The 23,621-nt window shown below is 50.8% G+C and carries 19 protein-coding genes; 11 read left to right on the top strand and 8 right to left on the bottom strand.

The features are described from left to right. Nucleotides 1–5: 5 nt before the first annotated feature. Nucleotides 6–1,121: a hypothetical protein gene (locus JOD20_RS10320; protein WP_204755193.1), complete on the bottom strand. Its 1,116-nt coding sequence runs from the start codon at nucleotides 1,119–1,121 to the stop codon at nucleotides 6–8. 76 nt (nucleotides 1,122–1,197) lie between these two features. Then, nucleotides 1,198–1,746, bottom strand: a complete 549-nt coding sequence (locus JOD20_RS10315; RefSeq protein ID WP_204755192.1) for a hypothetical protein — start codon at nucleotides 1,744–1,746, stop codon at nucleotides 1,198–1,200. A 122-nt stretch (nucleotides 1,747–1,868) separates the two neighbouring features. Between JOD20_RS10315 and JOD20_RS10310 the strand changes: the two genes are divergently transcribed. Continuing rightward, a complete protein-coding gene (locus JOD20_RS10310) occupies nucleotides 1,869–3,551 on the top strand; it encodes a class I adenylate-forming enzyme family protein (RefSeq protein WP_204755191.1) in 1,683 nt (560 codons plus the stop codon). A gap of 23 nt (nucleotides 3,552–3,574) precedes the next feature. Further along, a complete protein-coding gene (gene trpA, locus JOD20_RS10305) occupies nucleotides 3,575–4,390 on the top strand; it encodes a tryptophan synthase subunit alpha (protein ID WP_204755190.1) in 816 nt (271 codons plus the stop codon). A 67-nt stretch (nucleotides 4,391–4,457) separates the two neighbouring features. Here the strand turns inward: trpA and JOD20_RS10300 are convergent, their stop codons facing one another. Beyond that, nucleotides 4,458–5,438 carry a Gfo/Idh/MocA family protein gene (locus JOD20_RS10300; RefSeq protein WP_204755189.1) on the bottom strand — a complete coding sequence of 327 codons (981 nt, stop codon included), beginning with the start codon at nucleotides 5,436–5,438 and terminating at the stop codon, nucleotides 4,458–4,460. Nucleotides 5,439–5,715: 277 nt separating this feature from the next. Between JOD20_RS10300 and JOD20_RS10295 the strand changes: the two genes are divergently transcribed. Together JOD20_RS10295 and JOD20_RS10290 are read left to right on the top strand one after the other, a co-directional pair. Further along, nucleotides 5,716–6,867 (top strand): ABC transporter substrate-binding protein, encoded by a 1,152-nt coding sequence (locus JOD20_RS10295; RefSeq protein ID WP_204755188.1) that lies wholly within the window; start codon nucleotides 5,716–5,718, stop codon nucleotides 6,865–6,867. Between the two features lie 72 nt (nucleotides 6,868–6,939). Beyond that, the gene (locus JOD20_RS10290; RefSeq protein WP_204755187.1) at nucleotides 6,940–8,505 is read left to right on the top strand and encodes an STAS domain-containing protein; all 1,566 of its coding nucleotides are present in this window, start codon (nucleotides 6,940–6,942) and stop codon (nucleotides 8,503–8,505) included. A 202-nt stretch (nucleotides 8,506–8,707) separates the two neighbouring features. Here JOD20_RS10290 and JOD20_RS10285 read toward each other — a convergent pair whose 3' ends face one another. Then, nucleotides 8,708–9,688: a DUF4268 domain-containing protein gene (locus JOD20_RS10285; RefSeq protein WP_204755186.1), complete on the bottom strand. Its 981-nt coding sequence runs from the start codon at nucleotides 9,686–9,688 to the stop codon at nucleotides 8,708–8,710. A gap of 150 nt (nucleotides 9,689–9,838) precedes the next feature. On the opposite strand from JOD20_RS10285, the gene JOD20_RS10280 reads away from it, so the two are divergent. From JOD20_RS10280 to JOD20_RS10270, 3 genes are all read left to right on the top strand, one after another. Continuing rightward, complete coding sequence (locus JOD20_RS10280; RefSeq protein ID WP_204755185.1) at nucleotides 9,839–10,372, top strand: GNAT family N-acetyltransferase; 534 nt, start codon at nucleotides 9,839–9,841, stop codon at nucleotides 10,370–10,372. 460 nt (nucleotides 10,373–10,832) lie between these two features. Continuing rightward, nucleotides 10,833–11,399, top strand: coding sequence for an RNA polymerase sigma factor (locus JOD20_RS10275; RefSeq protein WP_204755184.1), 567 nt, complete (start codon nucleotides 10,833–10,835; stop codon nucleotides 11,397–11,399). A 14-nt stretch (nucleotides 11,400–11,413) separates the two neighbouring features. Next, a complete protein-coding gene (locus tag JOD20_RS10270; RefSeq protein ID WP_204755183.1) occupies nucleotides 11,414–12,289 on the top strand; it encodes a LolA family protein in 876 nt (291 codons plus the stop codon). Nucleotides 12,290–12,531: 242 nt separating this feature from the next. Here the strand turns inward: JOD20_RS10270 and JOD20_RS10265 are convergent, their stop codons facing one another. Next, on the bottom strand, nucleotides 12,532–13,107 hold the full coding sequence (locus tag JOD20_RS10265) for a hypothetical protein (protein ID WP_204755182.1): 576 nt from the start codon (nucleotides 13,105–13,107) through the stop codon (nucleotides 12,532–12,534). Between the two features lie 307 nt (nucleotides 13,108–13,414). Then, the gene (locus tag JOD20_RS10260; RefSeq protein WP_204755181.1) at nucleotides 13,415–16,342 is read right to left on the bottom strand and encodes a winged helix-turn-helix domain-containing protein; all 2,928 of its coding nucleotides are present in this window, start codon (nucleotides 16,340–16,342) and stop codon (nucleotides 13,415–13,417) included. A gap of 187 nt (nucleotides 16,343–16,529) precedes the next feature. Here JOD20_RS10260 and JOD20_RS10255 point away from each other — a divergent pair, with 187 nt between their 5' ends. The 4 genes from JOD20_RS10255 to JOD20_RS10240 all read left to right on the top strand — a co-directional run bounded on the left by JOD20_RS10255 (nucleotide 16,530) and on the right by JOD20_RS10240 (nucleotide 20,681). Continuing rightward, nucleotides 16,530–17,492, top strand: a complete 963-nt coding sequence (locus tag JOD20_RS10255) for a peptidoglycan-binding domain-containing protein (protein WP_204755180.1) — start codon at nucleotides 16,530–16,532, stop codon at nucleotides 17,490–17,492. 69 nt (nucleotides 17,493–17,561) lie between these two features. Beyond that, a complete protein-coding gene (locus JOD20_RS10250; protein ID WP_204755179.1) occupies nucleotides 17,562–18,632 on the top strand; it encodes a peptidoglycan recognition protein family protein in 1,071 nt (356 codons plus the stop codon). Between the two features lie 12 nt (nucleotides 18,633–18,644). Next, nucleotides 18,645–19,565 carry a penicillin-insensitive murein endopeptidase gene (locus JOD20_RS10245; RefSeq protein WP_204755178.1) on the top strand — a complete coding sequence of 307 codons (921 nt, stop codon included), beginning with the start codon at nucleotides 18,645–18,647 and terminating at the stop codon, nucleotides 19,563–19,565. Between the two features lie 90 nt (nucleotides 19,566–19,655). After that, on the top strand, nucleotides 19,656–20,681 hold the full coding sequence (locus JOD20_RS10240) for a TolB family protein (protein WP_204755177.1): 1,026 nt from the start codon (nucleotides 19,656–19,658) through the stop codon (nucleotides 20,679–20,681). Nucleotides 20,682–20,739: 58 nt separating this feature from the next. Here the strand turns inward: JOD20_RS10240 and JOD20_RS10235 are convergent, their stop codons facing one another. Continuing rightward, entirely contained in the window at nucleotides 20,740–22,908 is a 2,169-nt protein-coding gene (locus JOD20_RS10235; RefSeq protein WP_204755176.1) for a bifunctional metallophosphatase/5'-nucleotidase, read from the bottom strand. Nucleotides 22,909–23,107: 199 nt separating this feature from the next. Continuing rightward, the gene (locus tag JOD20_RS10230; protein ID WP_204755175.1) at nucleotides 23,108–23,533 is read right to left on the bottom strand and encodes a response regulator; all 426 of its coding nucleotides are present in this window, start codon (nucleotides 23,531–23,533) and stop codon (nucleotides 23,108–23,110) included. Between the last annotated feature and the right edge of the window lie 88 nt (nucleotides 23,534–23,621).

The raw sequence follows: 23,621 nt of genomic DNA, 5'->3' as shown, positions 1-23,621 counted from the left end.
ATCAATTAGGTTAATTTGCCAACTTGCGCCTGAATGTGCCCAATTGCTGCGTCGCGTAAGCCTTGGGCAATTCCCCGATCACCGAGGCTGCTGGCTACTGCAAAGATGGTGCTGGCACGCAGCACTTCGCTGGCAACTGGCTGCCATGGATCTGGTTGTGGTTTAGGGTTGTATTGATCAAGCAATTGCCCAAGTGACCATGGGCCAGGCCATGGGAATGGCCAGCGAGGGCAAATGTCATCGCCATCTACCCAACCAACTAAATTGCCACTATAACTGGTCATTTTGCGGGCACTACCCATAACTTGGAGAATAATTGCTTTGCTGCGAGCAAGGCCAAGCGTGGTATTGCTCATGCTTTTGCCAAGCCCATAATTGATTAAGCCTTTGGCAAGATTGCCGAGTTCAAGCAATGGTTGTGGCGTTGGAATGCCTACTTGGCGTTTTGGTGGCCATGGGAACGGCCACCATGGCGGGCAGAGATCGTCGCCTGGCTCCCATGCTGCAAAGCTATTTGCCCGTTTCAGTGCCACAAAATGGCTGCGAATTTCGCTGCGAGCCATGCGCAGATTCTCTGCTTGCAAAGCTTGATCGCCATATTGGAAGGCAATGTTGAATGCATCCAAGCTCCGATGCAAATCTAAGACAATCAACCCACCAGCAGGAATCCGATCAATTGGCGTAAACAGTTGGTCTTTGAGCCGCCACCACGGGCGTGGCCACCACCACGGGCGTGGTTCGTAATCGTCGTCGGGGTTGGGTGTGTAGCTCAGGCTGTTGACCGAATCACTGGCATTGGATAAACCAGTCACATTCTTGTCAAGGTCGGCAAGCGCAAAATCATAGACTTTTTTGGCAAATGTTTGGTCACTGCTGACTGCGCTCATTGTAAGCAAGGTCAATGAGCGAAAAGCGCGGCGCGCATATTGGGCGCTAGCAGGAATTTCGCCGCCAGCAGCAAGCTGATTGTCGTCGATTGCGGGCTTGGTGCTGGCAGCAGCCTGATCGAACGCGCTGATTGCGCCAGCGGTTGCTAACGCTGCCAAACCACTATTGCGTAAAAACGAGCGCCGTGAATTTGGATGATTGATCGTATCTTCAGCCTGATCGTTAATCCCCATTGAAATCCTCCTGACGAACGAACTTAACTCTTTCGATGCCATAAAGACGCAATGGGGATTGAGTGCCTTTCCTTAATTAAACTAATTTATTTCGGCTAAATAGGCGTTTGAGCTTTTGGCCGACGTTGCTGAATTGGGCTTGGATGGCAAAACTCTGTTTAACCGACTGTGGCAGATGCTCTGTCCAGTAGTGGGTGGTTTTGGCCACAACCGTAATCACGCTTTTAATTTCGCTTTTGAGGCTAAAATCTTGATGAATTGGCACCCAGAGTTGTTGACCATTGGCTTGGGCTGCCACATGCTCTTGATTAATTGCACCAGCCAGCCATTGGGCTTGGCCAACAATCGGGCATTCAATCGCCAACCATTCGGCGGCTTCGCTCATATGGGCACTTAGGCCGCTGACCTCGTAAATGCCGCGACATAGCTCTGCATAGACCTGCATATAGTTGGGATGCTGCGAATTAGCATTAATCTGCATTGGAATAGCTGCATCATCGCTGCGATGCGGCGGCCCGCCTTCAAGTGCCAAACCACAAAAGCTTTCCCACATATTGGCCCAATCGACCTCGCCATCGTCGCGATATTTGATTGGCGCAGCGGCCATTGGTTGTTGCTCTGTCATCACTCGCTTCCTTGGATTGTATGAATTGTGACACACTATATTAACTTAATTCTCGACCACAAGCATCGTATATAATGGTGAGGCTGTTCGCTGTGTGCTCTCAGTTAAGGAGTATTTGTGCAATGACGCACCCTGAGCTTGATCCAACGACAATGCAGTTGTTGAATGCTGCCCATACCTACACGGGAATTCCTGCCTCGACGATTCAAACGCCATGGCATTCGCTGGCAGAGCTGTTGCAGGCTCGCGCTGCCAGCGATGCTGAACGCGAGTTTTTGGCCTATTTCAACGATCATGCAGGCGAAGAAATTCGTTGGAGTTATGCCGATTTGTTCGCGCGCGCGGCACGAATTGCGAATTTGCTAACGACAGTGTATGGCGTGTGCCACGGCGAGCGGGTTGCCACCTTGGCCTATAATCACCCTGATACAGTGGCAATTTATGCAGCATGTTGGCTGATTGGGGCGACGATTGCGCCGCAAAATGTCGGCGAAGATGACCAGCGGATTGGCTTTATTTTGAGCAATGCGGCGGTGCGCGTGGTGCTGGCGCGGCCCGAATATCTCGAACGAGCGACAACGATTAGCAGCCATGCAGCAGGTGTTGCTCATGTTGTGGCGTTGGATGCTGATTTTGAGCAAGCCTTGGCAGCCCAAGCAGCGACGTTTGAGCCAAGCCAAGCCCCAAGCCTCGCTGATGAGGCCTTGTTGGTCTATACATCGGGCACAACTGGCGCGCCCAAAGGCGTGCAACTGAGCCACTATAATTTGCTGGCCGATTGCACCGGCATTATGCGCTGGCATGGTATCAATGCTGATAGCCGTTTGATGGCAATTTTGCCAATTCATCATGTTAACGGGATTGTGGTGACTTTGGTTACGCCGTTGTTGGCCCAAGCCTCGGTGGTGCTCAATCGGGCGTTTAGTGCGGGCACATTTTGGCAGCGCATCGCCAACGAGCGGGTGCAGATTGTCTCGGTTGTGCCAACGATTTTGCAATATTTGTGCGAAGCCAAGCCAGAGCATAGCCAATTTGAGCGTAGCCATTTGCGCTATTTGATTTGTGGCGCTGGTACGTTGCCTGTTGCCTTGGCCAAACGCTTTTACGACCAATTCGGCGTGCGCGTTTTGCATGGCTATGGGCTTTCCGAAACCACCTGTTATTCATGTTTCTTGCCAACCAACTTGAGCGATGCAGAATATCGCCATTGGATGGAAGATTTTGGCTATCCCAGCATTGGGGTGGCAATCTGGCCAAATGAAATGGCGATCCACGATCCGCAAGGCCATGCCTTGTCCGAGGGCGAGCGCGGCGAGATTGTGATTCGTGGCCATAACGTGATGATGAGCTATTTCAACCGACCTGATGCGAATGCAGAAGCCTTTAAATATGGCTGGTTTCGTTCTGGCGATGAAGGTTTTTATCAATGGGATGCCCAAGGCCGCCAATTTTTGTTTATCACAGGCCGCCTGAAAGAGCTAATTAATCGTGGTGGAGTTAAATATAGCCCGTTTGAAATTGAGGAAGTGCTGCTGGCAGTGCCTGGTGTGCGCACAGCCTTGGCAATTGCCTTCCCAAATAATTGGTATGGTGAGGAAGTTGGCGCTTATATTGTGCCCGAAGAAGGTGCGCAACTTGATGCCGCCGCAATTTTAGCCCATTGTCGTGCCCACATGCCCTTTGCGAAATGCCCCAAAGTTGTGGTATTTGGCAACGAAATTCCGGTGACCGCAACGGGCAAATATCAGCGCTTGCGTTTGCAAGAACTCTTTGCCGAATGGAATGACAGCCAGTTTCGTGAGTAGTGGCTGCTGTAGTTGAGGATGCTATGAGCCGAATTGCCCAAACCTTTGAACGCTTGGCCAGCCAGGGTCGGACAGCCCTGATGCCGTTTTTGACGATTGGCTACCCTGAGCGCGATTCTGCCCTGAGTTTAGCCCAAGCCTTGGTGGCTGGCGGCGCGGATATGCTGGAACTCGGCATGCCATTTTCCGACCCCTTGGCCGATGGCGCGACGATTCAACGCACGACCGATATTGCGCTGGCCAATGGCGTTGATCTTGAATTTTGCTTGGAAACCGTGCGCCAGTTGCGGGCTGCTGGGCTGAGCATTCCGCTCTTGCTGATGGGCTATTTCAACCCCATGTTTCAATATGGCGTTGAGCGATTTGTGGCAGCGGCCAAAGCAGCAGGAGCCGATGGCTTTATCGTGCCCGATTTGCCACCAGAAGAAGCCCAAGAGTTTCATGCGGCCACCAAAGCCCATGAGCTTGATTTGGTGTTTCTCTTGGCTCCAACCTCAACCGATGCGCGGATTGCCAAAGTTGCTGGCTTGTCATCGGGCTTTATCTATTGTGTGGCCTTGCGCGGAGTAACTGGCGCACGCGCGGCCTTGGCCGACGATTTGGGCGATTTCTTGGCGCGAGTACGCCAACACAGCCAATTGCCGCGCGCGGTGGGTTTTGGAATTTCCAAGCCTGAACATGTTGCCTCAGTTGCCACCATGGCCGAAGGCGCGATTTGTGCCAGCGCCTTGCTCGATTATATTGGTAGTTTGCCAAACGACCAACAGGCGGCTGGCGCGCAACAGTTTGTGCAAAAACTGCGTGATGCTGCCGACCAAGCCAATGGCTATCACCAATAATTAATTGCCCTCACAGCAAACCCGCGCCTTTTCAACAGGCGCGGGTTTCTGCTCCCCAAGTGCTTAATTACCGCTCATCGGGATACTGAATACCCCAGCTTTGGCGCAATTGATCCATCGTGTTGATCAGGCTGCGTGAGGCTTCCCAAGTGACGATTGGGCTTTCGATCAAGCCTGCTTGAATACATTCGGCCACATGGGCAACTTCGGTGACATAGCCATTGCCAATGAAGGGCAAATCGAGAGTTTCAGTTTGGCCGTTGCTTGCGACCAGCAATTGTTGCGAGTGCCAAAAATTGCGTTGAAAGCGAATATAGCCGTTGCTGCCGGTGATCGTGGCTTCGCATGGCCCCGCAGCGCGCACGCTCGCGACACAATTGGCATGGCGGCCATCAGCATATTGCAAAATGATGCTTTCTTGCTCATCAACCCCAGTTTGGCCGATTTGGGCTTGGCCATAGACGCTGCTTGGTGCACTAAACAGATACAAGGCCAAGGCCAAGGGATAAATCCCAATATCAAGCAAGGCTCCGCCGCCAAGCGCAGGGTCATACATGCGATGCGTCGGATCAAATGGGAAGTGGACGCTGAAATCGGCATGAAACAGATGTGGCGTGCCAATTGCGCCCTCTTCAATCAATGCTTTGGCTTTAATGGTGCTCGGATGAAACCACATCCACATTGCTTCCATCAAAAAGCGCTGGTTGGCTTTGGCCGCAGCAATCATTGCCTCAACTTGTTGGCTGTTGATACCCATTGGTTTTTCGCATAACACATGTTTGCCAGCATTCAAACAAGCGATGGCTTGTTCTGCATGGCGTGGATGCGGCGAGCCAATCACCACCACATCAAGCGCTGGATCAGCCAAAAATGTTTCAATATCGCTATGGGCATGGGCAAATTGATGGGTTTGGGCGAAGGTTTCAGCCGAGGTTTGATTGCGCGAAAGCACGCTCCAGCGTTGAGCACCGGGCAAATCGGCCAAAGCATTGGCAAATTGTTCAGCGATCCAGCCCGTTCCGAGCAAACCCCATTTGAGTTGTTGCATGATGTTCTCCATCAGTTGATGAATCCGGTCTCATGCTACCACGTAATTTGCGCTTGCTGATGAGAGAATGCTTGGATTCAGTTGGGCAATAAGCCAATACTCCTAGCATGCGCATAGCCTAGAGGGTTGGCGATCAGCTAAAAATTCCCTCTAAATCTCAACTGCTCATGCGGGTGCTTGTGTGCTAGACTAGCCATGCGGCAGCGTGATTTAAGCGAAATCGCTCATCGTTAGTAGCCTACTAAGCCATGTGCTATCCCATACAGGAGGATTGACCATGCTCAAACGAGCCAGCTTGGGAATGCTTGTCTTCATCGGCTTGGCCTTGGTTAGTGCCTGTGGAAGTTCTTCTCAGCCCCAATCAGAGACGATTAAAATTGGCTTTTTCGGCCCATTAACTGGTGCGAGTGCGAGCGATGGGAATAATGCAATGCATGCGGCTAAGCTGGCGATTGATCAAGCGAACGCCAACCAAAGCGTGCCTGGCAAAACCTTTGAATTGGTTGCCTACGACGATCAACTTGAGCCAAATCAAGCGATTACGGTGGCCCAAAAGCTGGTAACCGAGGATAAGGTGCGGGCGGTGATTGGCGGCTCCTACAGCAGCACAACCCGCGCAGCAGCCCCCATCTTTCAGCAGGCCGGCATTCCAATGCTCGCGGCGTATGCAACCCATCCCGACGTTACCAAAACTGGCTCGATGATTTTTCGGGTCATTTATATAACGACGGTGCAAGGGAAAGCGCTTGCTCAGTATGCGACAACCAAACTGAACTATCGTAATTTCCATGTCTTGAATATTAATAATGATTATGGGCGCAGCGTTACCGAAGCCTTTACCAAAACCGCAATCGCCAATCAATCAACAATTGTTAGCACCAGTGAATATACCAGCGATACGAGCGATTTTAGTAGCCAGATTGCTACGATCAAGGCCAAACCAGCAGATGCCTTGATATTGATTGGCTATTATGCGCAAAGTGCTGATATTATTAAACAAGTGCGCCAAGCAGGTATTACCTTGCCAATTATTGGCTCCGATGGCTTAGATTCGCCTTCGTTGGTCAAACTCGGCGGCAGCGATGTTGAAGGTGTGATCTTGGCAACCGATTTTTCACGCAATGATCCACGGGCAATTGTGCAAAATTTTATTCGTGAATTTCGCAACGCCTACAATATCGACCCTGATGTGGTGGCTTCGTCGACCTACGATGCGACCAACTTATTGATCGATGCCTTCAAGCGTAGCCCAAATAGCAGTTCGAGCACAATTCGCGATAGCTTGGCCGCAACCCAAACCTTTGAAGGCGTAACGGGGGTGATTGCCTTTACGCCAGAGCGCGAAGTTAACAAAACTGTCTTGTTTGTGCAAATTGAGCGTGGAGATTTTATTTTTCTCGATAAACTTGACCCAAGCCAGCTGCGCTAAGCAGAATGCTTGAGGCATTACATTTGATTCAACGTCGCAAAGCAACGTTTCAGCAAAGATAGGATCATTGATATGCGGGCACGGGTTCGCCAACGAGTTACATTAATAGTTTTGCTTGCGGCGCTGTTGCCGTTATTAGCGGTCTGGGCAATTGCCTTGACGATTAGTTATCGTGCGCAACAGAATTCTGCCCAAAATCAGCAAATTGCGCTGACCAACCTTGCAGCTGAAGATTATCGGCGCTTTATCCTCAATAGTATGGATGAATTGCGCAACGCCAGCAATACAATTGGCAATAATGGCAATCCCAGCCAGCTGAGCGATTTGCAATTAGGTTCGCAAGTGCTGTTTGGCTCAAGCTTCTCCGAAGTTGGCGTATATCGGGTTACTGGCGAACGGATTGCAGTGGCCGCCCGTTTGCGCGGCGTGCAGATGCCCGAAAGTTTGGCTGGCTCGCCATTATTGCAAATGCTGCAAAATCGCCAAGTTGCCATTCAAAATCCCGAGCCATTGCAGGCAGTTTCTTTGCCGCTTGCGCCAAGCGAAGTGCCACGTTTTCGCATGGCCTTGCCTGTGTTGGGCCGTGCCAATGGCGAATTAATTCTGGTTGCCGATATTAGCATGGATCGGATTTGGGAAACGACTTCGCGGATCGAATCGGCGGCTCAGATGCGGGTGTTGGTGGTTAATCAACAAGGCCAGCTTCTCAGCGCGGCCAATACCCAATCGCTGATCGAACATCAAGATTTAGCTAACTTGCCGTTGCTGACAAATGGCAATACCATTGAAACCTACACTAGCCCATTTGGCGAAGAAGTATTGGGCGTGCGCACCGCGCTTGATCCCACCGATTGGCTGTTGATCGTCGAACGTCCACTTGACGTAATCTATAGTAATGTGCGAACATTGGCGCTCAGCCTCTCCATCGTAATTGGGATTGCCTTGCCACTCGTGGCGGGGATTGGCTGGTATGTTGGGCGGCGGCTGGCCTTACCAGTTCAAGAACTGTATGCTAGCGTCACGCGCTTTACCAACGATCCCAAGGCCTACACGCCTGTGCACCTCAAAACTCGCGATGAATTGGCCAGCCTTGGCGATGCCTTCAATACGATGGTGGTGGGCTTGAACGCCTCGCAAACCAAGCTTGCGAAGATGAACGAGGAGCTAGAAGGCTTGGTCGTGACGCGAACTGGCGAGTTACACCATGCCTTGGCCGAGGTGCAGGCCCAAAATGTGGAGCAAGAACGCCTACTCGAAACCGTCCGTCGCTTGAGCATGCCGACCATCCCAATTACCAAACAAATTTTGGTCATGCCGTTGGTTGGTGAATTTAGCGCCAATCGAGCTGGTGATATTAATGCAACCTTGCTCAAAGCGATTGAGCAGCAACAAGCCAAAGTTGTGATTATGGATATTACGGGCGTGCCAGTAGTCGATGCAGCGGTTGCCCGCGCCTTGATCAATGCCTCGCATGCGGCCCAATTGCTCGGCGCACGGGTGATTTTGGCTGGGATTCGGCCTGATATGGCCGAAACCTTGGTTAATTTGCACTTGGATCTGGCGGTGATTGATACGGCAGCAACCTTGGCCCAAGCCTTCAGCCGCGCCACTGAGTATTTGCAAACCCGCAGACGTTAAAGGCTGTTCCCTCACCCCCCAGCCCCCTCGCCCACTGAACGCGGGCGAGGGGGAGCATTTGGCAATCATGCGAAAACCATCAGATTAAGCACCTTTTCCACTGGACGCGGGCGAGCACCTATTTTTACCGCCGAATTGTGTACGAACTATGGATTAAAGCCCCTCGCCCGCGCCACGGGAGCGGGTTTGGGGTGAGGGGATCTTAATTCTGTTCTGGCTCGTTGCGAATATACAATTGCTTGAGCAACGGCGTAAACACGCGGTAAAAACGCTCAAGGGTGTCGATCATCCAAACGTGATGGTCGGCCCAATGCTGATGATCGTGGAGGTTGGCGTTGCGCCGAACCAGCCAAATTTGATATTCCTTAGTTAAGGGATTTTCGCGCCATTCGAGGCCAACGCCTAATTGTTGCTCAATCGCTACTCGTTGTTGGCGCAGCCAGCGAAAACGCAATTTGGCTGAAATTCCACTCAACATCACCGCTACCCCAAGCCAATTATCGCGGGCATTTAAGCTCGCTTGCAAGCTGCAATCGGCTCGGCCTAAGGCAAAGCTGGTGCTTGGCTCAGAATGCGGTTTTTTGGCTCCAAGGTGGCTATTACGCTCGCGCAACATCGCATTAAAGCGCATCCAATAGCCTAAATAAATGTTTTTGCTGGGATTTGCTGTTGGCGGAGCGGCTGGCAAACTTGGCTCGTTAGTAATCGCCAATTCCCAATCTGCGGGCTTACAAATCAGCTTGAAATGCGGGGCAAACGGTGAATCATCAATTTGCCATAATTCCAGTTCAATTGCAAAAAACAAGAGATGCGGCAGAGTTTGTTGATTGAGCCATTCGATGGTGGCCCGATGCTCAGGCGTAAAATGCTCAGCAATCCAAATCAAAATCGTCGCTTTAACGCTGCTGGCGGTGGTGAGCAATTGGCCAAGATGAGCGTGATCGCTGCCAGCTAATTGATTTTCGATCAAGACTTTGGTTTCGGTGCGTTGATCGTAGCAGACAAGGCTTTGGCGCAAATTGCCAGTGCCTTTGTTGAGCGCCTCAAAACGCAATTCGAGGTTGGTGGCGGTGTTTAATTGGGCGATATTTTCTGCTTGAGTGAGCCAATGGGTAAAATGGCTGGCTGCTTGTCGCCAAGCATCGTGAATCGGAACCCGTTTAAGCCGACCAAGCTGATTCATCGCCGTAATTCCTCACTACACCGTTGGGCTGCAAAACTACTACCGATTATAGCATGAAGGGCGCAGGGATGATTTTACGCTCAATCAAGCGATTGATTCGTAATTCAAGCAAAACTGCTAGCATCCAGTAAACAGTTTAAGGAGCAGTTTATGGCTGATCAGATTATTCTTGAAACCGAACGCCTGATGTTACGCAAACTAACGGATGCCGATCTTGATGCTTTATTTCGGCTTTACCGAGATCCGATTATTCGCGAGCATTTTCCCGAGGGCGTGTTGGATCGCGAGGAAACTAAAGCTGAGCTTGATTGGATTATCAAGGTGTATTATGGCGAGTATGGCTATGGTTTATGGGCGACGATTTATAAGCCAACCGGAGCATTTATTGGGCGTTGTGGCTTATTGCCGTGGGTCATCGATGAGCGCCAAGAAGTTGAAGTGGCCTATTTGCTCGATCGAGCCTATTGGGGGCAGGGTTTGGCAACCGAGGCAGCCCAAGCAATTGTGGCTTATGGCTTTGATGTATTGAATTTTGAGCGCCTGATTTGTTTGCCAATTCCCGAAAATGCTGCTTCGATGCGGGTTGCTGAAAAAATGGGCATGCACATAGAGCGTGAAATTGTGCTCGATGGCACGCCGGCAATGCTCTATTCGATAGAAAAAGACTCACGAAGAGAATTTTAACGCAGAGGCGCAGAGGATCAGGCTGTTGGCTGTTGGCTATCGGAATTTAACAGGTTTAGCAAAGACGTTGGGAATTGACACGGAACCGATCCCCAATCCCTGACACCCGATCCCTCGCATCGGAACCACGAAGAGCGCGAAGAACACGAAGGCTTCATTTTTGCTACGAATTGCACGAATTGCAAGAATGATGTTCCGATAGCCACCATCCCATAGCCTTATTTCTCTGCGCCTCTGCGTTAAACATGCTCTCCAAGAAGGGTACGAAGCTGTGGTTATAGGCTGGTGGCTATGGGCTTCTGATTTGATTTTTGACTTTTGCTTTCATCCTTCATCCCTCATCCTTCTGACTTTTCTTCTTTGCTCTTTGTTCTTTGTTCTATCCTTAGACCTAACTTTTTGGCCTGCTCTTGGATATATAAAGCGAGAGCGCTCTCAATCTTAGGCTGAAAGGAAGGATATGCACGATCACGAGGCTATAGCTCGACTCAAACAAGGTGATATTGCTGGGCTGGCCCCCTTGGTTCACCAATATCAATATCAGGCAGTGCGAGCAGCGATCTTGGTTGTCCGCGATCGATCTGCCGCCGAAGATATTGTTCAATCGGCTTTTCTGCGGGTGGTGCAGCGCATCCAACAATTTGATAGCCAGCGGGCCTTTGGGCCGTGGTTTATGAAAATTGTGTTGAATGATGCCTTGAAAGATGCCCAACGCCGCGAACGTCACCGATCACTTGATCAATCGAACGCTGCTGGTTTGGCAATGTTTGAAGAATTGATGAGCAATGAGCCGCAACCAGAGGCCTTGCTAGAACAAGATGCTATGCGCGAAACCGTCGTGCAGGCCTTGAATCAACTAACGCCGTTGCAGCGTGCGGCAATTGTGCAACGCTATTACCTTGGCATGAGCGAAGCCGAAATGGCTCACGATGCAGCCACCAGCCCAGGCGCGATCAAACAACGCCTGTTGGGTGCTCGCGAACGTCTACGTCGGCTCTTAGCCCCAATTATTAATGAATCTGTGTAGTCGAGGAGTCTGTAATGCATAACGATAATACCATCTCAAAAGCACTCGCCAACGTGGCAGAGCACGAAATTCCCGAAGGATCGCTCAACATGCTCAAACCATTGCAACAACAAGCTAGCCTCAAGCCACAAACCCGTCGCACGGGCTGGTTGCGCCCAGCGATGATGGCCGCGACTGGAGTAGCATTGGCCGCAGTTGGTTTTGGCTTGCTGCCAAGCCAAGTCAGCCAAGTTAGTGCCAAAGAAGCCTTGCGCCGCGCCGAACAAGTAACCGCCTTTGGTTTGACTGGCATCGATTCGCTGCATGGCGTGCTCGAAACCCATGTGCCAGGAACTGGCAGCACGGTCAGCGAAGAAATTTGGGTCCAGCAACCAAATAAATTGCGCAAAGAAATTGTTTGGCCAGGCAGCGAAACCAGCGCCGAACAATACGAAACCCAAATTATGAATGGCGCTGATGCTTGGGCTTGGATCTCGCCAGCAGGCCAGCCTAATACAGTTGATGGCACCGTTTCCCAGTTCAGTTCAAGCGAATTGGATGGCGCATTGTATGTGATTCCAAACCCAACCGCTTCGCTCGACTCGAATGGCAATAGCGACGGTTTGTGCGCCCAACCAGGCGATCAACTTTCAACCGTTGGTCAAGAAAGCTTCTTGGGTCGCGATGCCTTGGTGATCGAATGCGTGATTGGTGGCGATAGCGACCAAGCCAACAGCCGACTCAAATTCTGGATTGATGATGAGTTGTTTGTGGTGCTGAAGTCGGAGTATTACGAATCGAATGGCGATATGTTCGTTGAATCAGCCTATACTGAATTCGAAGTTAATGCTGATTACCCAGCCGATTTCTTCGCTCCACCAGCAGGCGCTCCAATCGAAGTTAGCCAATAAGCCTTGAATAGCAGGCCAGCGATCATGTGTTGATCGCTGGCTTTTTGATTTAATCTGTAGATTATTGTTGAATCTAGGCTTTTATTCTAACCGTGGAAGTTGTTGATCTCATTGAATTTCGCCACCCTTCCGTCCCTCCGCCGGAGGGAAACGCAGGGGTTTTCATCCCCTGCACCCCAAATGTTTATGTTGTGGAATGTGCTGCTGGTACAAATCCCTCTTCGTGGTTAAAAAAGATTCCCCTATGTGGTTAAAAATCTATCATCAAGCTGATTATGCTCGATCAGATGCGCAACCATGCATTCAATTGTTGGCCGATCGAGGCTCTGAATCAAAATATCTGGTGTTTCAAATAAACCCAATTCAGCTGATTTAGTTAATTGAAGATCAAAAAAGTCGAATGTTTCAATACTAAAGCTAAAGTTATCCCCATCGGTAAAGCTTATACTCATATTAATAGCATCGAGTGTTCGATTGAATTGATTGTGGAATTCAGCTGAGCTTGCCTCAGATTCAAGCCAAATTGTATAATCGATGTTGCGTTTATCGATGATTGCATTTGGCCGATTAATCGATTGATCAATAAAAATTGTATCGAGATTAATTGAATCGTTTAATAGATGAATTGGTTTAAGCAAATATAAACCATTTAAATTAATAGTATATTCTTCCATTATTCGGCGAATAATTGGCAAATGTAAGCTATTGATGAACACTATTTTGCTATTTTGAATGCTAATTGAATCGATAATATCGAGATTTGTTTGTACTTTGATAATTGAACGAATGTGCTCAAGGGTCGATTGATAGACGATCATTGAAAATGTATCTCCACAAAAATCGAAATTAGATGTATAAACGTGGAAATTGTTGATCTCATTGGATTTCGCCACCCTTCCGTCCCTCCGCCGGAGGGAAACGCAGGGGTTTTGTGCGAGGGGTCGGGGGTCAGGGGCTGGGGACTGGTATCCGTACAGTGCCAACCACTGTTGCATCACCCACCAATTGTTCCGCTCGCCAAGAGCCAAAAGCCAATAGCCTCATCCGCTTCGTGCTCTTCGTGCGCTTCGTGGATCAAAAATAATCTATGCTCTATGCTCTATGTTCTATGTTCTATGCTCTTTGCTACCCATGCTCAGCGCAGCCCAACGAGCTGCAATCGGCGGCCAAGGCACAACCAACCAAGTGGCGCAGCGATTTCGGGGCCTGCGTTTGCTGAACAAAGCTAAACTGATGCGGCAACATCCGGCGTAAGGCTTGATGATCGGCTGGTGGAATTGGCGCACCGAGTAGTTCGCGCAGCCAGTGAGCGCCCGCCCAAAGCGCTTGGGCACGCTCTGGCTGCTGATTAAGTGCACTCCAAACCGCCAAGCCTTCGATTGAAGCCGCCACACCTTCGCGGTCGCCAACGCGATAGAGCGTGGCAAGGCTTTCATGCAGCAGCTGTTGAGCATCAGCATAGCGTTTTTGGGCCAAGGCAACCCGAGCGAGAAAGGTTTGGCTCCGCGCAACCGCTGGCCAGTTGCCCAATGGCTCAAGCATGGCGATGCTCTGTTCGAGCCATTGCTGGGCTTCATGATCGTCGCCGTAGATTAGGAGCGCTCGGCCATAGAAGCCCATTGCTGTGCCAATGCCGCTTTTGCTGCCAAGCTCTTGATAAAAACTGAGGCTTTCGGCCAACAAGGCCAAGGCGCTGCGCGAGCCATGTTGCACCAATTGGCTCATGCCCAAATGGCGCAAACTGCTGGCCAAGCCATAGCGATCATCAAGCATTTTGAGCAAAGGCAAGCTTTCTTGCAAGGCCTGAATTGCCTCGGCGTAGCGACCTTGCCAATAGGCGACCATGCCAATGTTGGTCAAGGCGTGGGCAATTGCCTTTGTTTGATGTTCGCTGCGTGGCTCAACCAGCACTTCGCCAAATGCCCGATTGGCCGCCGCATAATCATCTTGGATAAAGGCCAGTACGCCAGCGCCAAGCCGCACTTTATCGCGAATTGCCAGCGGAATACTGGTTGGTTGCAGCTGTTGGATTTTGGCCAGCCACTCGCGGCCTTCGCTAATTTGGCCTTGCTCGTGCCAAAAACGCCAAAAACTAGCGCCCAATTGCCACACCGCCATGGCATTATCTTGCTGAATGCCCCATGCGAGAATGCTGCGAATCGTGGGCAATTCGCGTTCAAGCCGCTTGATCCAGCCGGTGTGGTTGCTGACCAAGAAGGCCTGCTCTGCTTGCTGCATTAACTCAACATAATAATCAAGTAGTTGTTGTTGCAGCCAATGAGCCTCGCCTTTGGGCAATTTGCTTAGGCTATATTCGCGAATTGTATCGAGCATGGCGAACCAGCTTAAGCCATCGCTGCTGGTTTCGCGTTGCAACAAACTGGCATTAACCAAGTGGTGCAAGCCGCGTTCGATCCTGCTTGGCTCGTCATTGGGCCACAAAGCTTGGGCCGCATCGCGGGTAAAACTGCCAGCAAACAAGCCAATGCCTTGGAAAATCGTTTGCTCGTAGCTGCCAAGCAGTTCGTAGCTCCAATCGATTGCGCCGCGCAAGGAATGTTGGCGTGGCGTGCGATCTGGGCTATTGTGCTGGAGAAAATCAAGCCGCTGATTAAGCCGTTGCAGCATCACCTGTGGTGGATAGAATTTGCTATGCACCGCCGCCAACTCAATCGCCAAGGCCAAACCATCAAGCCGCACACAAATTTCGGCCACGATGGCAGCGTTTTCAGCGGTCAAGCGAAACTGGCTATCAACTGCCTGCGCGCGCTGGACAAAGAGTTGAATGGCGGGGCTGGCAGCAATTTGCTCGAATTCAGGGCTTTGTTGCAAATCGGGCAAGCCCAGCGGCGGCAACACAAATTCATATTCGCCATAAATGCCCAACACAATGCGGCTCGTAACTACAATTTTTAAATTTGGGCAATGCTGGAGCAATTGGCTAACTTGCGGTGCTGCGGCCAGCACTTGTTCAAAATTATCTAAAATGAGCAGTATGGTTTGTTGGCCAACCCAATCTTGTAAGCGTTCAAGCGACTCATCATCGCCATGGTCGCGTAATCCAGCAGCGCGAGCGAGGGTTGCCGCCACCAAACTCGGGTCATTAACCGTATCGAGCGCCACAAAAACTACTGGAATTTGTTGCGTTTGGTGCATGGTTTGGGCGATATAGCTAGCAAGGCTCGTTTTGCCTGAACCGCCCATGCCCGTTATCGTGATCAGCCGCGCTTCTGGTTTGGCCAACAATGCTTGGAGCGTGGTTAACTCATGCTGGCGGCCAATTAGGGCGGCGATGGGATAGGGCAAGCGTAAATGGGCAAGGCTCGCTGGATTGGCTGCTGGCGCATAACTGGGCGCTTCGATGCGCGCAAAGCGATAGCCAATTCCCGATTCGGAGTGAATTAACTGCGGCTTGGTTGGGTCGTCTTCGAGCTTGGCTCGCAAGCGCCGCATATAGGCGTGCAAATAAGCGCGATCTTCGCTATAGCTTTTGCCCCAAACCTGTTGCAACAGCATGCGGTGGGTCAATACTTGGCCATGATATTGAATAAATAATTTGAGCAAAGCCCATTCAGTCTTGGTCAGATGCACCAGCTCGCCATGTTTGCGTACTTGCTGATCCTGCCAATTGATCAGCAACGAGCCGCATTCGGTATAGTTGGGCTGTTGTTGCAAGGTTGTTTGTTGACTGCGGCGCAATAATGCACGCACGCGGGCCAAAAATTCGCTTTCGTGAAACGGCGTAATCACATAATCATCAATGCCTTGATCGAGCGCAATCCCGCGCATATAGGCATCACTGCTGGCTCCAACCATCAGCAACGGCACGCTCGAATGCTCACGCAAACTACGGCAAAATTCTAACGCATCGTGGTCGGGCATCCACTGATCGATCACGACCAAATCGAAGGCTTCTTGCTCGACTAAGGCTTGGGCCTCGTGAATGCTGGTGCTGCGCACAACCTGAAAACTAGCGGTTTTTAACACCCGCACAATCAAGGCTTGCAAGGCGCGATCTGGCTGAATCACTAAGATCGTAGGCTGTTGCGTCATGGAACCTCCTAGTGGCTCGTTGCTCCTTGAAGGCTTCTTAAGATGTTTTTTAGAAATATAACAAGTTTTTTAGAATTTTTTAAGAAGCGTTGTATATAGTATACCTACGAAAAGCGCTTTTCGACAATCATGCAACAGTCCCATTCCCGATCTTTTTTGGTGTCATTCACAAGGAAGGATAGCGATTATGCACAAGCGATGGGCATTTTGGTTCAGCGGCCTAACCATAGCCTTAGTGGCGTTTGCGAGTTTCGGCCCCTTGGCACGCGGCGTAGCAGCTCGCACTTGGGCAACGGTCAGCAATGGCGACACCGGCGATAACGTCTACACCGTGCAAGCAATGTTGAAACAACGTGGCTATAGCTTGACCGTCGATGGCGATTTCGGCCCTGGCACCTTGTCGGCAGTCAAAAGCTTTCAATCGAGCAAAGGCTTGAGCGCCGATGGCGTGGTTGGCCCAAATACTTGGGAACAATTGGTGGTTGTTGTGCGCTCAGGCGATAACAATATCGTTGTCAATGCTTTGCAACGCCAATTGCGCAAACACGGCCACTCGCTGACGGTTGATGGCGATTTTGGCGCTGGCACGTTGTCGGCAGTCAAGAGCTTCCAATCAAGCAAAGGCTTAGGCGCAGATGGCATCGTTGGTGCTGATACTTGGGCTGCCTTGACTGGCAATGCCAGCGGTGGCGGCGGCTCAACCCGCGCCGATTTGGCTCGCACCATCCGCGATAGCAGCCGCATCGCTTTGGCAACCATCCACACCTCAGGCGTTTCCGATAGCGCAACCGCCCGCCAAAACATTGTTGATACCGCGAATGGTGGCGCAGCTCGCCGCAGCAGCTATGGCAATGCTCCAGGTGGCTCGGTCAACCTCGCTGCCTCACTCTTGAACGGCATGATTACCCTCTCGCAATCGTGGAGCTACTCGGTCAGCGAAATTGCTGGCGGCTCGCACAGCGCAAATTCACGTCACTATGCTGGCGTTGCGGTCGATGTCAACGTCATCAACGGCTCACACGTTAGCGCATCACACCCCAACCAACAATCATTCCGCAACAAATGCGCAAACCTCGGCGCAACCGAAGTGCTTGGCCCCGGCGATTCCGGCCACAGCACCCACATTCACTGCGCTTGGCCGCGCCCATAATCGACCTTGCCTGCAAGCCTCACGTTGTCTAACGTGGGGCTTGTTTTTTGAACAAAGGAAAGCCCTGCAATGAAGAAAATTTCGCGCCGAACATTTGGCAAGTTATCAATGGGCGTAGCAATGAGTGTGGTCGTTGGCGGGACGGAATTACGTTTGTTGCGCTCGGCCCACGCCGTCGTGCCAACCCCAGCCATCGATGGCACTGCTGCTTGGGGTTCTGCCGCAGCCAAAGAGCCAATTAATGTGCTCAATCAAAAGCCAATTGGCATCGTCGTTCACCACACCACCAACCTCAACACCAACGATTTTACCCGCAACAAGGCTTGGCAAGTGGCTCGCCAAATTCAACAAAGCCACTTCAATCGTGGCTGGATCGATACTGGCCAACAATTTACGATCAGCCGTGGTGGCTGGATTATGGAAGGTCGCCATCAAAGCCTGAGCATTTTGCAGGGCGGCACGAAGCATGTGCAGGGTGCGCACGTCGATGGCCATAATGAAACCCATATTGGCATCGAATGCGAAGGCTTGTATATGAATGTCACGCCAAGCCTGCCATTGTGGAATAAACTGGTAGCCTTGATTGCCTATATTTGCCAGCAATATGGCCTTACTGCCAACGATATTGTGGGTCACCGCGATTTGGATAGCACCAGCTGCCCGGGCGATACGCTCTATAGCTTGTTGCCTCAATTGCGCACCGCCGTCGATACGACGCTCAATGGTGGTGCGGTTGGCCGCATGTGGCCGATTTTACGCCGCAACACGCCAGCGACTGGCCTTGCCAAAACCATGCAATATCTCTTGCGGGCACGTGGCGCGACGATTACCGCCGATGGCGCGTTTGGCCCAGGCACCGAAACCGCCGTCAAAACCTTTCAAACCGCCAATGGCCTCACCTCCGATGGGATTGTTGGGGCGGCGACATGGGAAAAACTGATTATGACCGTGCGCTTGAACGATACTGGTGAGGCCGTCAAAGCCTTGCAAAATCAACTGAGCGTGCAAAATTATCCAACCACGATTGATGGCAACTTTGGCACCGGCGTAAATACCTTGGTGCGTGCCTTCCAAACCAATCGTCAATTGACGGTTGATGGCGTGGTTGGCCTGAATAGCTGGAATAACTTAGCGATGTAGTGAGGTTACTTCATGAAAGCTTTGGTTTGGCGAATCGCCAGTTGTACATTAATTCTTGGCATTATGCTGAGTTCGATCAACACGGCGCAGGCATTTTCAGCGGCATTTTTTCACACTGTTAGCAAGGGCAATCGCGGCAGCGATGTCAAGGCGATGCAATATTTGCTCAATATCGATGCCGATGGCGTATTTGGCTCAGGTACCGAAAGCTCGGTCAAGAGCTTTCAATCCAGCAAAGGCCTTGGAGCCGATGGCATCATTGGTCCAAATACGTGGGGCGCGTTGGTCGTCACCGTGCGTCGTGGCGATAATGGCAACGCCGTCAAAGCTGTGCAAACCTTGTTGAACGCCAAACGCAATGCAGGCCTGACGGTCGACGGCGATTTTGGCGCAGGCACCGAAAGCGCTGTCAAGAGTTTTCAGAGCCATGCTGGCTTGAGCGCCGATGGCGTGGTTGGCCCCACAACTTGGAAAAATTTGATTTGGCACTATGAATATGCCGATATGAGCGCCAATATCTGCGATAAAGATCCCGATGGCAATGGCAATGCCAACTGGGGCGTAGCCTCAACCGTGGCCCAATTGGAAGAAGCAAGCAGTAATTTTGCCAGCTTTGGCAAAGGCAAAGTGCCACTTGGCGATATTAGCTTTGAGCATGGCGGCGATATTCCAGGCCATGCGTCGCACGAAACAGGCCTCGATGTGGATATTTGGCCAATTCGCAGCGATAGCAATCAATGCTCCGGCAGCCGCATCACATGGCAATCAAGCACCTACGATCGGGCCGCAACCCGCAATTTGGTCAAAGCGATTCGCGCCGCCGCCCCTGGCCAAATTACCGTGATCTACTTCAATGATCCAGTGTTGATTAACGAAGGCTTGACGACTTCGTACCCAAATCACGATAATCACTTACACATTCGCTATAAATAATTATTATTCGTCTGGCGTATAATCCGTCATGGCCGCTGCTGCAAAACAGTGAGCCTGACGGATTCTAGGTATTTAGGGGAATTTGATCGCATGCGTTGGATCCTATTTTTAGCAATTCTTGCTAGTTTAATCAGTTGTGGTGCGCAGCAATCAACCGCTGTGCCAACCGTTGGCCCACAAAGTTGGCGTTTGGGCTACGTCCAACAGCCCTTGGCTGAGGCGAATTTGGTCATGAGCAGCCAAAATACAGCGCCGCAAACCATTGCCTCTGGTGTCAATGGGCCAGTCTGTCTTAGTCAAGGACGCTTGATTTATACGACGAAGCTGAGCGGCACGAATCGCTTACTAGCAAGTGATGTAAATATGCGTCAAACCCAAACCTTGGTTGATGATCCTGCGGCAGTGTTGAGCCAAGCCACCTGCCATCCAGTTAACGATCAAGTGCTCTATTTGCGTTCACCATTGGAGTTGATTGATGACGAGCCTGCGCCCTCCAGCATTTGGCAAATTGGCGCAAGTGCGAGCCAACCCCAAAGCTTGGATGCTGATCAAACGCCAGCCTTGAACCAACAATGGTCGCCTGATGGCAACTGGCTGATCTATGAATTGGCTGATCGACCCAATTTAGTCTTGCAAGCGGCGACAGGCGAGACAAGCGAACTAACCTTCACTGGTACATTTACATGGCAGCCCGATAGCCAAGCACTGATTATTGCGCAATTGACCGAGCCAGCAGCAGGGCGTTTTGGCCGTTTGGTGCGCTACGATCTCGCTAGCCAGCAACTAAGCGTTGTGCTCGAAAGCACCGATGCTGATGTTTATTATCCAAGGCTGGCTCCTGATGGCCAGCAATTAGCCTATATTCGTCGCCTGTTGGGAGCCGAAGTTGGCGATCTTTGGCTGCTAAATCTCAACAATCCTCAACCGCCACGCCAACTGACTGATGATCCACGCTACGATAATTTCGACCCCCAATGGTCGCCTGATAGCCAACAATTGGTTTGGAGCAGACTTGACTTGCAGCAAATCCGCTATTCAATTTGGCAGCAAGATCTGGCCGCAGCAACTGCCAACCAACGTGCTGATGATGCGATTTGGCCGCGCTGGTTGCCCTAAAACACAATGCAGCAGGTCTTGCCTGCTGCATTGGTGATCGTGTGTCGAAAATTATAGCTTATTGTTTGATGATGCGGTTTTCGACATTGGCATTGACTGGTTGCGCCAATTTTTCGATGTAACGTACGAGGCCATCGAGGTCGGTTGGGCCAACTTCGCGGTTGCTGCCTTGTTTGAGCACCACGAAGCCGTCGCCGCCATCGGCCAAGAAGCTATTGACGGTGATGGTATAGCTTGCAGCTTTATCCAACAATTGGCCATCGCCACCGCGAACTTCTAACACCTTTTGACCAATTGGGTTGGCATCAGTCCAGGTGTAGCTCAAGCCTGAAATTTGCAGGATGCGAGCGCGCACTGTGCCATCGCTTTGGGTTTGCCATTGTTGGTTGAGCAAGGTGTAGATGTCGTTGCCTGAAACCGTCATCTTAACCAAATCATTGCTGAATGGTTGAATAGCGTACAACTCGCCCCAAGTGATTTCGCCAGCATCGAGTGGTGCGCGAATGCCACCAGGATTCATGAAGGCAAATTGGGTATTCATGGTGTTGCGTTGGGCATCGGCAATCAAGTTGCCCAAGGCCGATTCGCCTGCATCGTTGGGGGTGTTGTTGATCGCGATTGAGGCTGAGCCAACCACACGGTTGACTTGTGGTGCAACTTGGTCTTCATATTTCTTGACCATCGCTGCAACTTCAGCATCTGGGGTCATGCCTTCGTGGAAGGTCGTGACGATTGTGGCTTTTTTGCCCACAATATCGCGCTTGGCGCGGTCAATCGTCAAATCAATATCAGCAAACGCGGTGCTATACGACAGCGCTTGGGTGATCAATTTGCCATCGACTTCGCCGCTGATTGAGGTGTGGGTGTGTGCGCTGACAATCACGTCAACATCATCATTCACATTATTGGCAATTTCGGCGATTGGGCCAGTAATTACGCCACTGGTTGCGTTTTGGGTGCCACCTTCGTGGGCCAAAACAACAATTGCATGCACGCCTTGGCCGTTCAAATCGGTAACTGCTTGGTTGATTGCGGTCACTTCATCGATGAACTCAAGGTTTGCAACGCCCGAAGGAATCACGATTTCAGGCGTGTTTTTCAACACAACCCCAATAAAACCAATCCGTGCGCCATCGACGTTGACAACGTGGTAGGCTGGCAAGATGGTTTTGTTGGTGCGTTTGTCAATCACGTTGGCAGCGATATAAGGATAGTTTGCACCATCCCAGCAGCCAGCGGTTGGGTGACAGCCACCGTCGATCAAGCGCATCAGTTCATCAACGCCTTCATCAAACTCGTGGTTACCAATTGTGCCGACGTTCACACCCAAGGTATTCAAGAATTCCATGGTTGGTTGGTCTTGCAACAAGGCCGAGCTTGGCGGGCTTGCGCCGACCATATCGCCAGCTTGCACCGTTAAGGAGTAGCGGGATTTGGCGCGAGCTTGTTTGATGTAGCTGCTCAAATAGGCAGCGCCACCAACATCTTTGTTGCTCACTTTGCGGCCAGTTGAGATTTGGCCGTGGAAGTCGTTGATTGCCAACATTTTGAGCTGCATGGGCACCAAGGTCACGCCAAGGCGGGTCAGCAAGATTTGGTTCTTGCCATCTTTGGTGTGCCATTCCATGCGCGCGCGCTCGAAGTGTTGGGTCACGACTTTATCGCCATCGATATTGATTTCTTCTTGTGGATCAGAGAGTGGCAAGCCCCACAAGGCTAACGATTCGCCGTAGGTAATGCCGTTTTCGCCCAAATCCAAGCCTTGCGAGTTCCAATATTTCAAGAACTCACCACAAACGCTGTGGCCAGTTTCGCTGAACAATTGGCAGCCATTGGCTTGTGGAGCGGTTGGGAAGTCGCGCCAGACGCGGTTTTCGCGCAACAGCACTTCATCATTAATCCGTCCGAGCAAAATCGTAAAGGGAGCTGGAGTTTCGGGGTGATATTCAAGCCGTTGGCGCTCGAAATATTGCACCAAGAACTTGCCTTCTGGCGTGACTTCTTCATAGGCTGCGGTTTGGGGATAGCCAAAAACGGGCAAGCCACCGTTCTTTTCCCAATAATCGCGGAACTCGGGAGCAATACATTCAACAACGCCTGGCTGGTCGAAACACAGCTTCTCGGCGGCTTTGGTTGGAGCAGCTTGGCCAATTGAGCCGGCCAACAGCGTCAAGCCAAGTAAGACCCCTACTTTGCTTTTCACGTTATGCCACATTGCAAAATCCATGAATTGTTTCTCCTGGACACACAGATCAAAGAGTATTATACGTCAAAAAAAACTAAATTTGGTTAAATTTAATTCAAATTTTGAGGCAATTTTATTAACAAAGCCAAAATAAGCTATATAGCTAGCAAATATATTGGCTCTATTTATTCTATAATTTATTGGGCACGATACTTAAGAATGAGCTATTTGGGTATTTCGTTTAACGGCCTTCCCAAATTTGCTCGCCATTCATAATTCGGCGCAGCTGCTCGGGAAAGCGTTGGAAATGGAGTGGCTTGGCGAGAAAACCATCAAAGCCAGCAGCGCGCATTTTGGCCACTTCTTGGGGTTCAGATTGGGCACTGACTGCAATCACAATCGCATTACATAATTTCGGATGGGCACGAATTTTGGGCAACAGCACATAGCCATTTTCCCGCGGCAGATTAATATCCAACAAAATTAAATTAATTGCAGGCACTGTATCATTTTCAAGCAAAGCAAACAGCTGCCTACCTGAGGGCCGGACCTTACTGTAGCTCACTTCTGGCATAACATTCAATAATTCAGTTAGTACCAGCATATTATCGATATTATCTTCGACAATTAGCACAAATGCTTTGGTCATTTTTTGAATCAGCGACATACAATTAACTCCTTCGTGAGTCGATTAATTGATTGATAACCGGAAGTATTGACGTAAATCGTTGTCGCTGATCTGGGATATGGAATGA

This window comes from Herpetosiphon giganteus (genome assembly GCF_016907925.1).
In the GTDB taxonomy this organism is placed as follows: domain Bacteria; phylum Chloroflexota; class Chloroflexia; order Chloroflexales; family Herpetosiphonaceae; genus Herpetosiphon; species Herpetosiphon giganteus.
The sequence above is the reverse complement of the archived record's forward strand: the minus strand, read 5'-3'. Positions and strand labels throughout refer to the sequence as shown.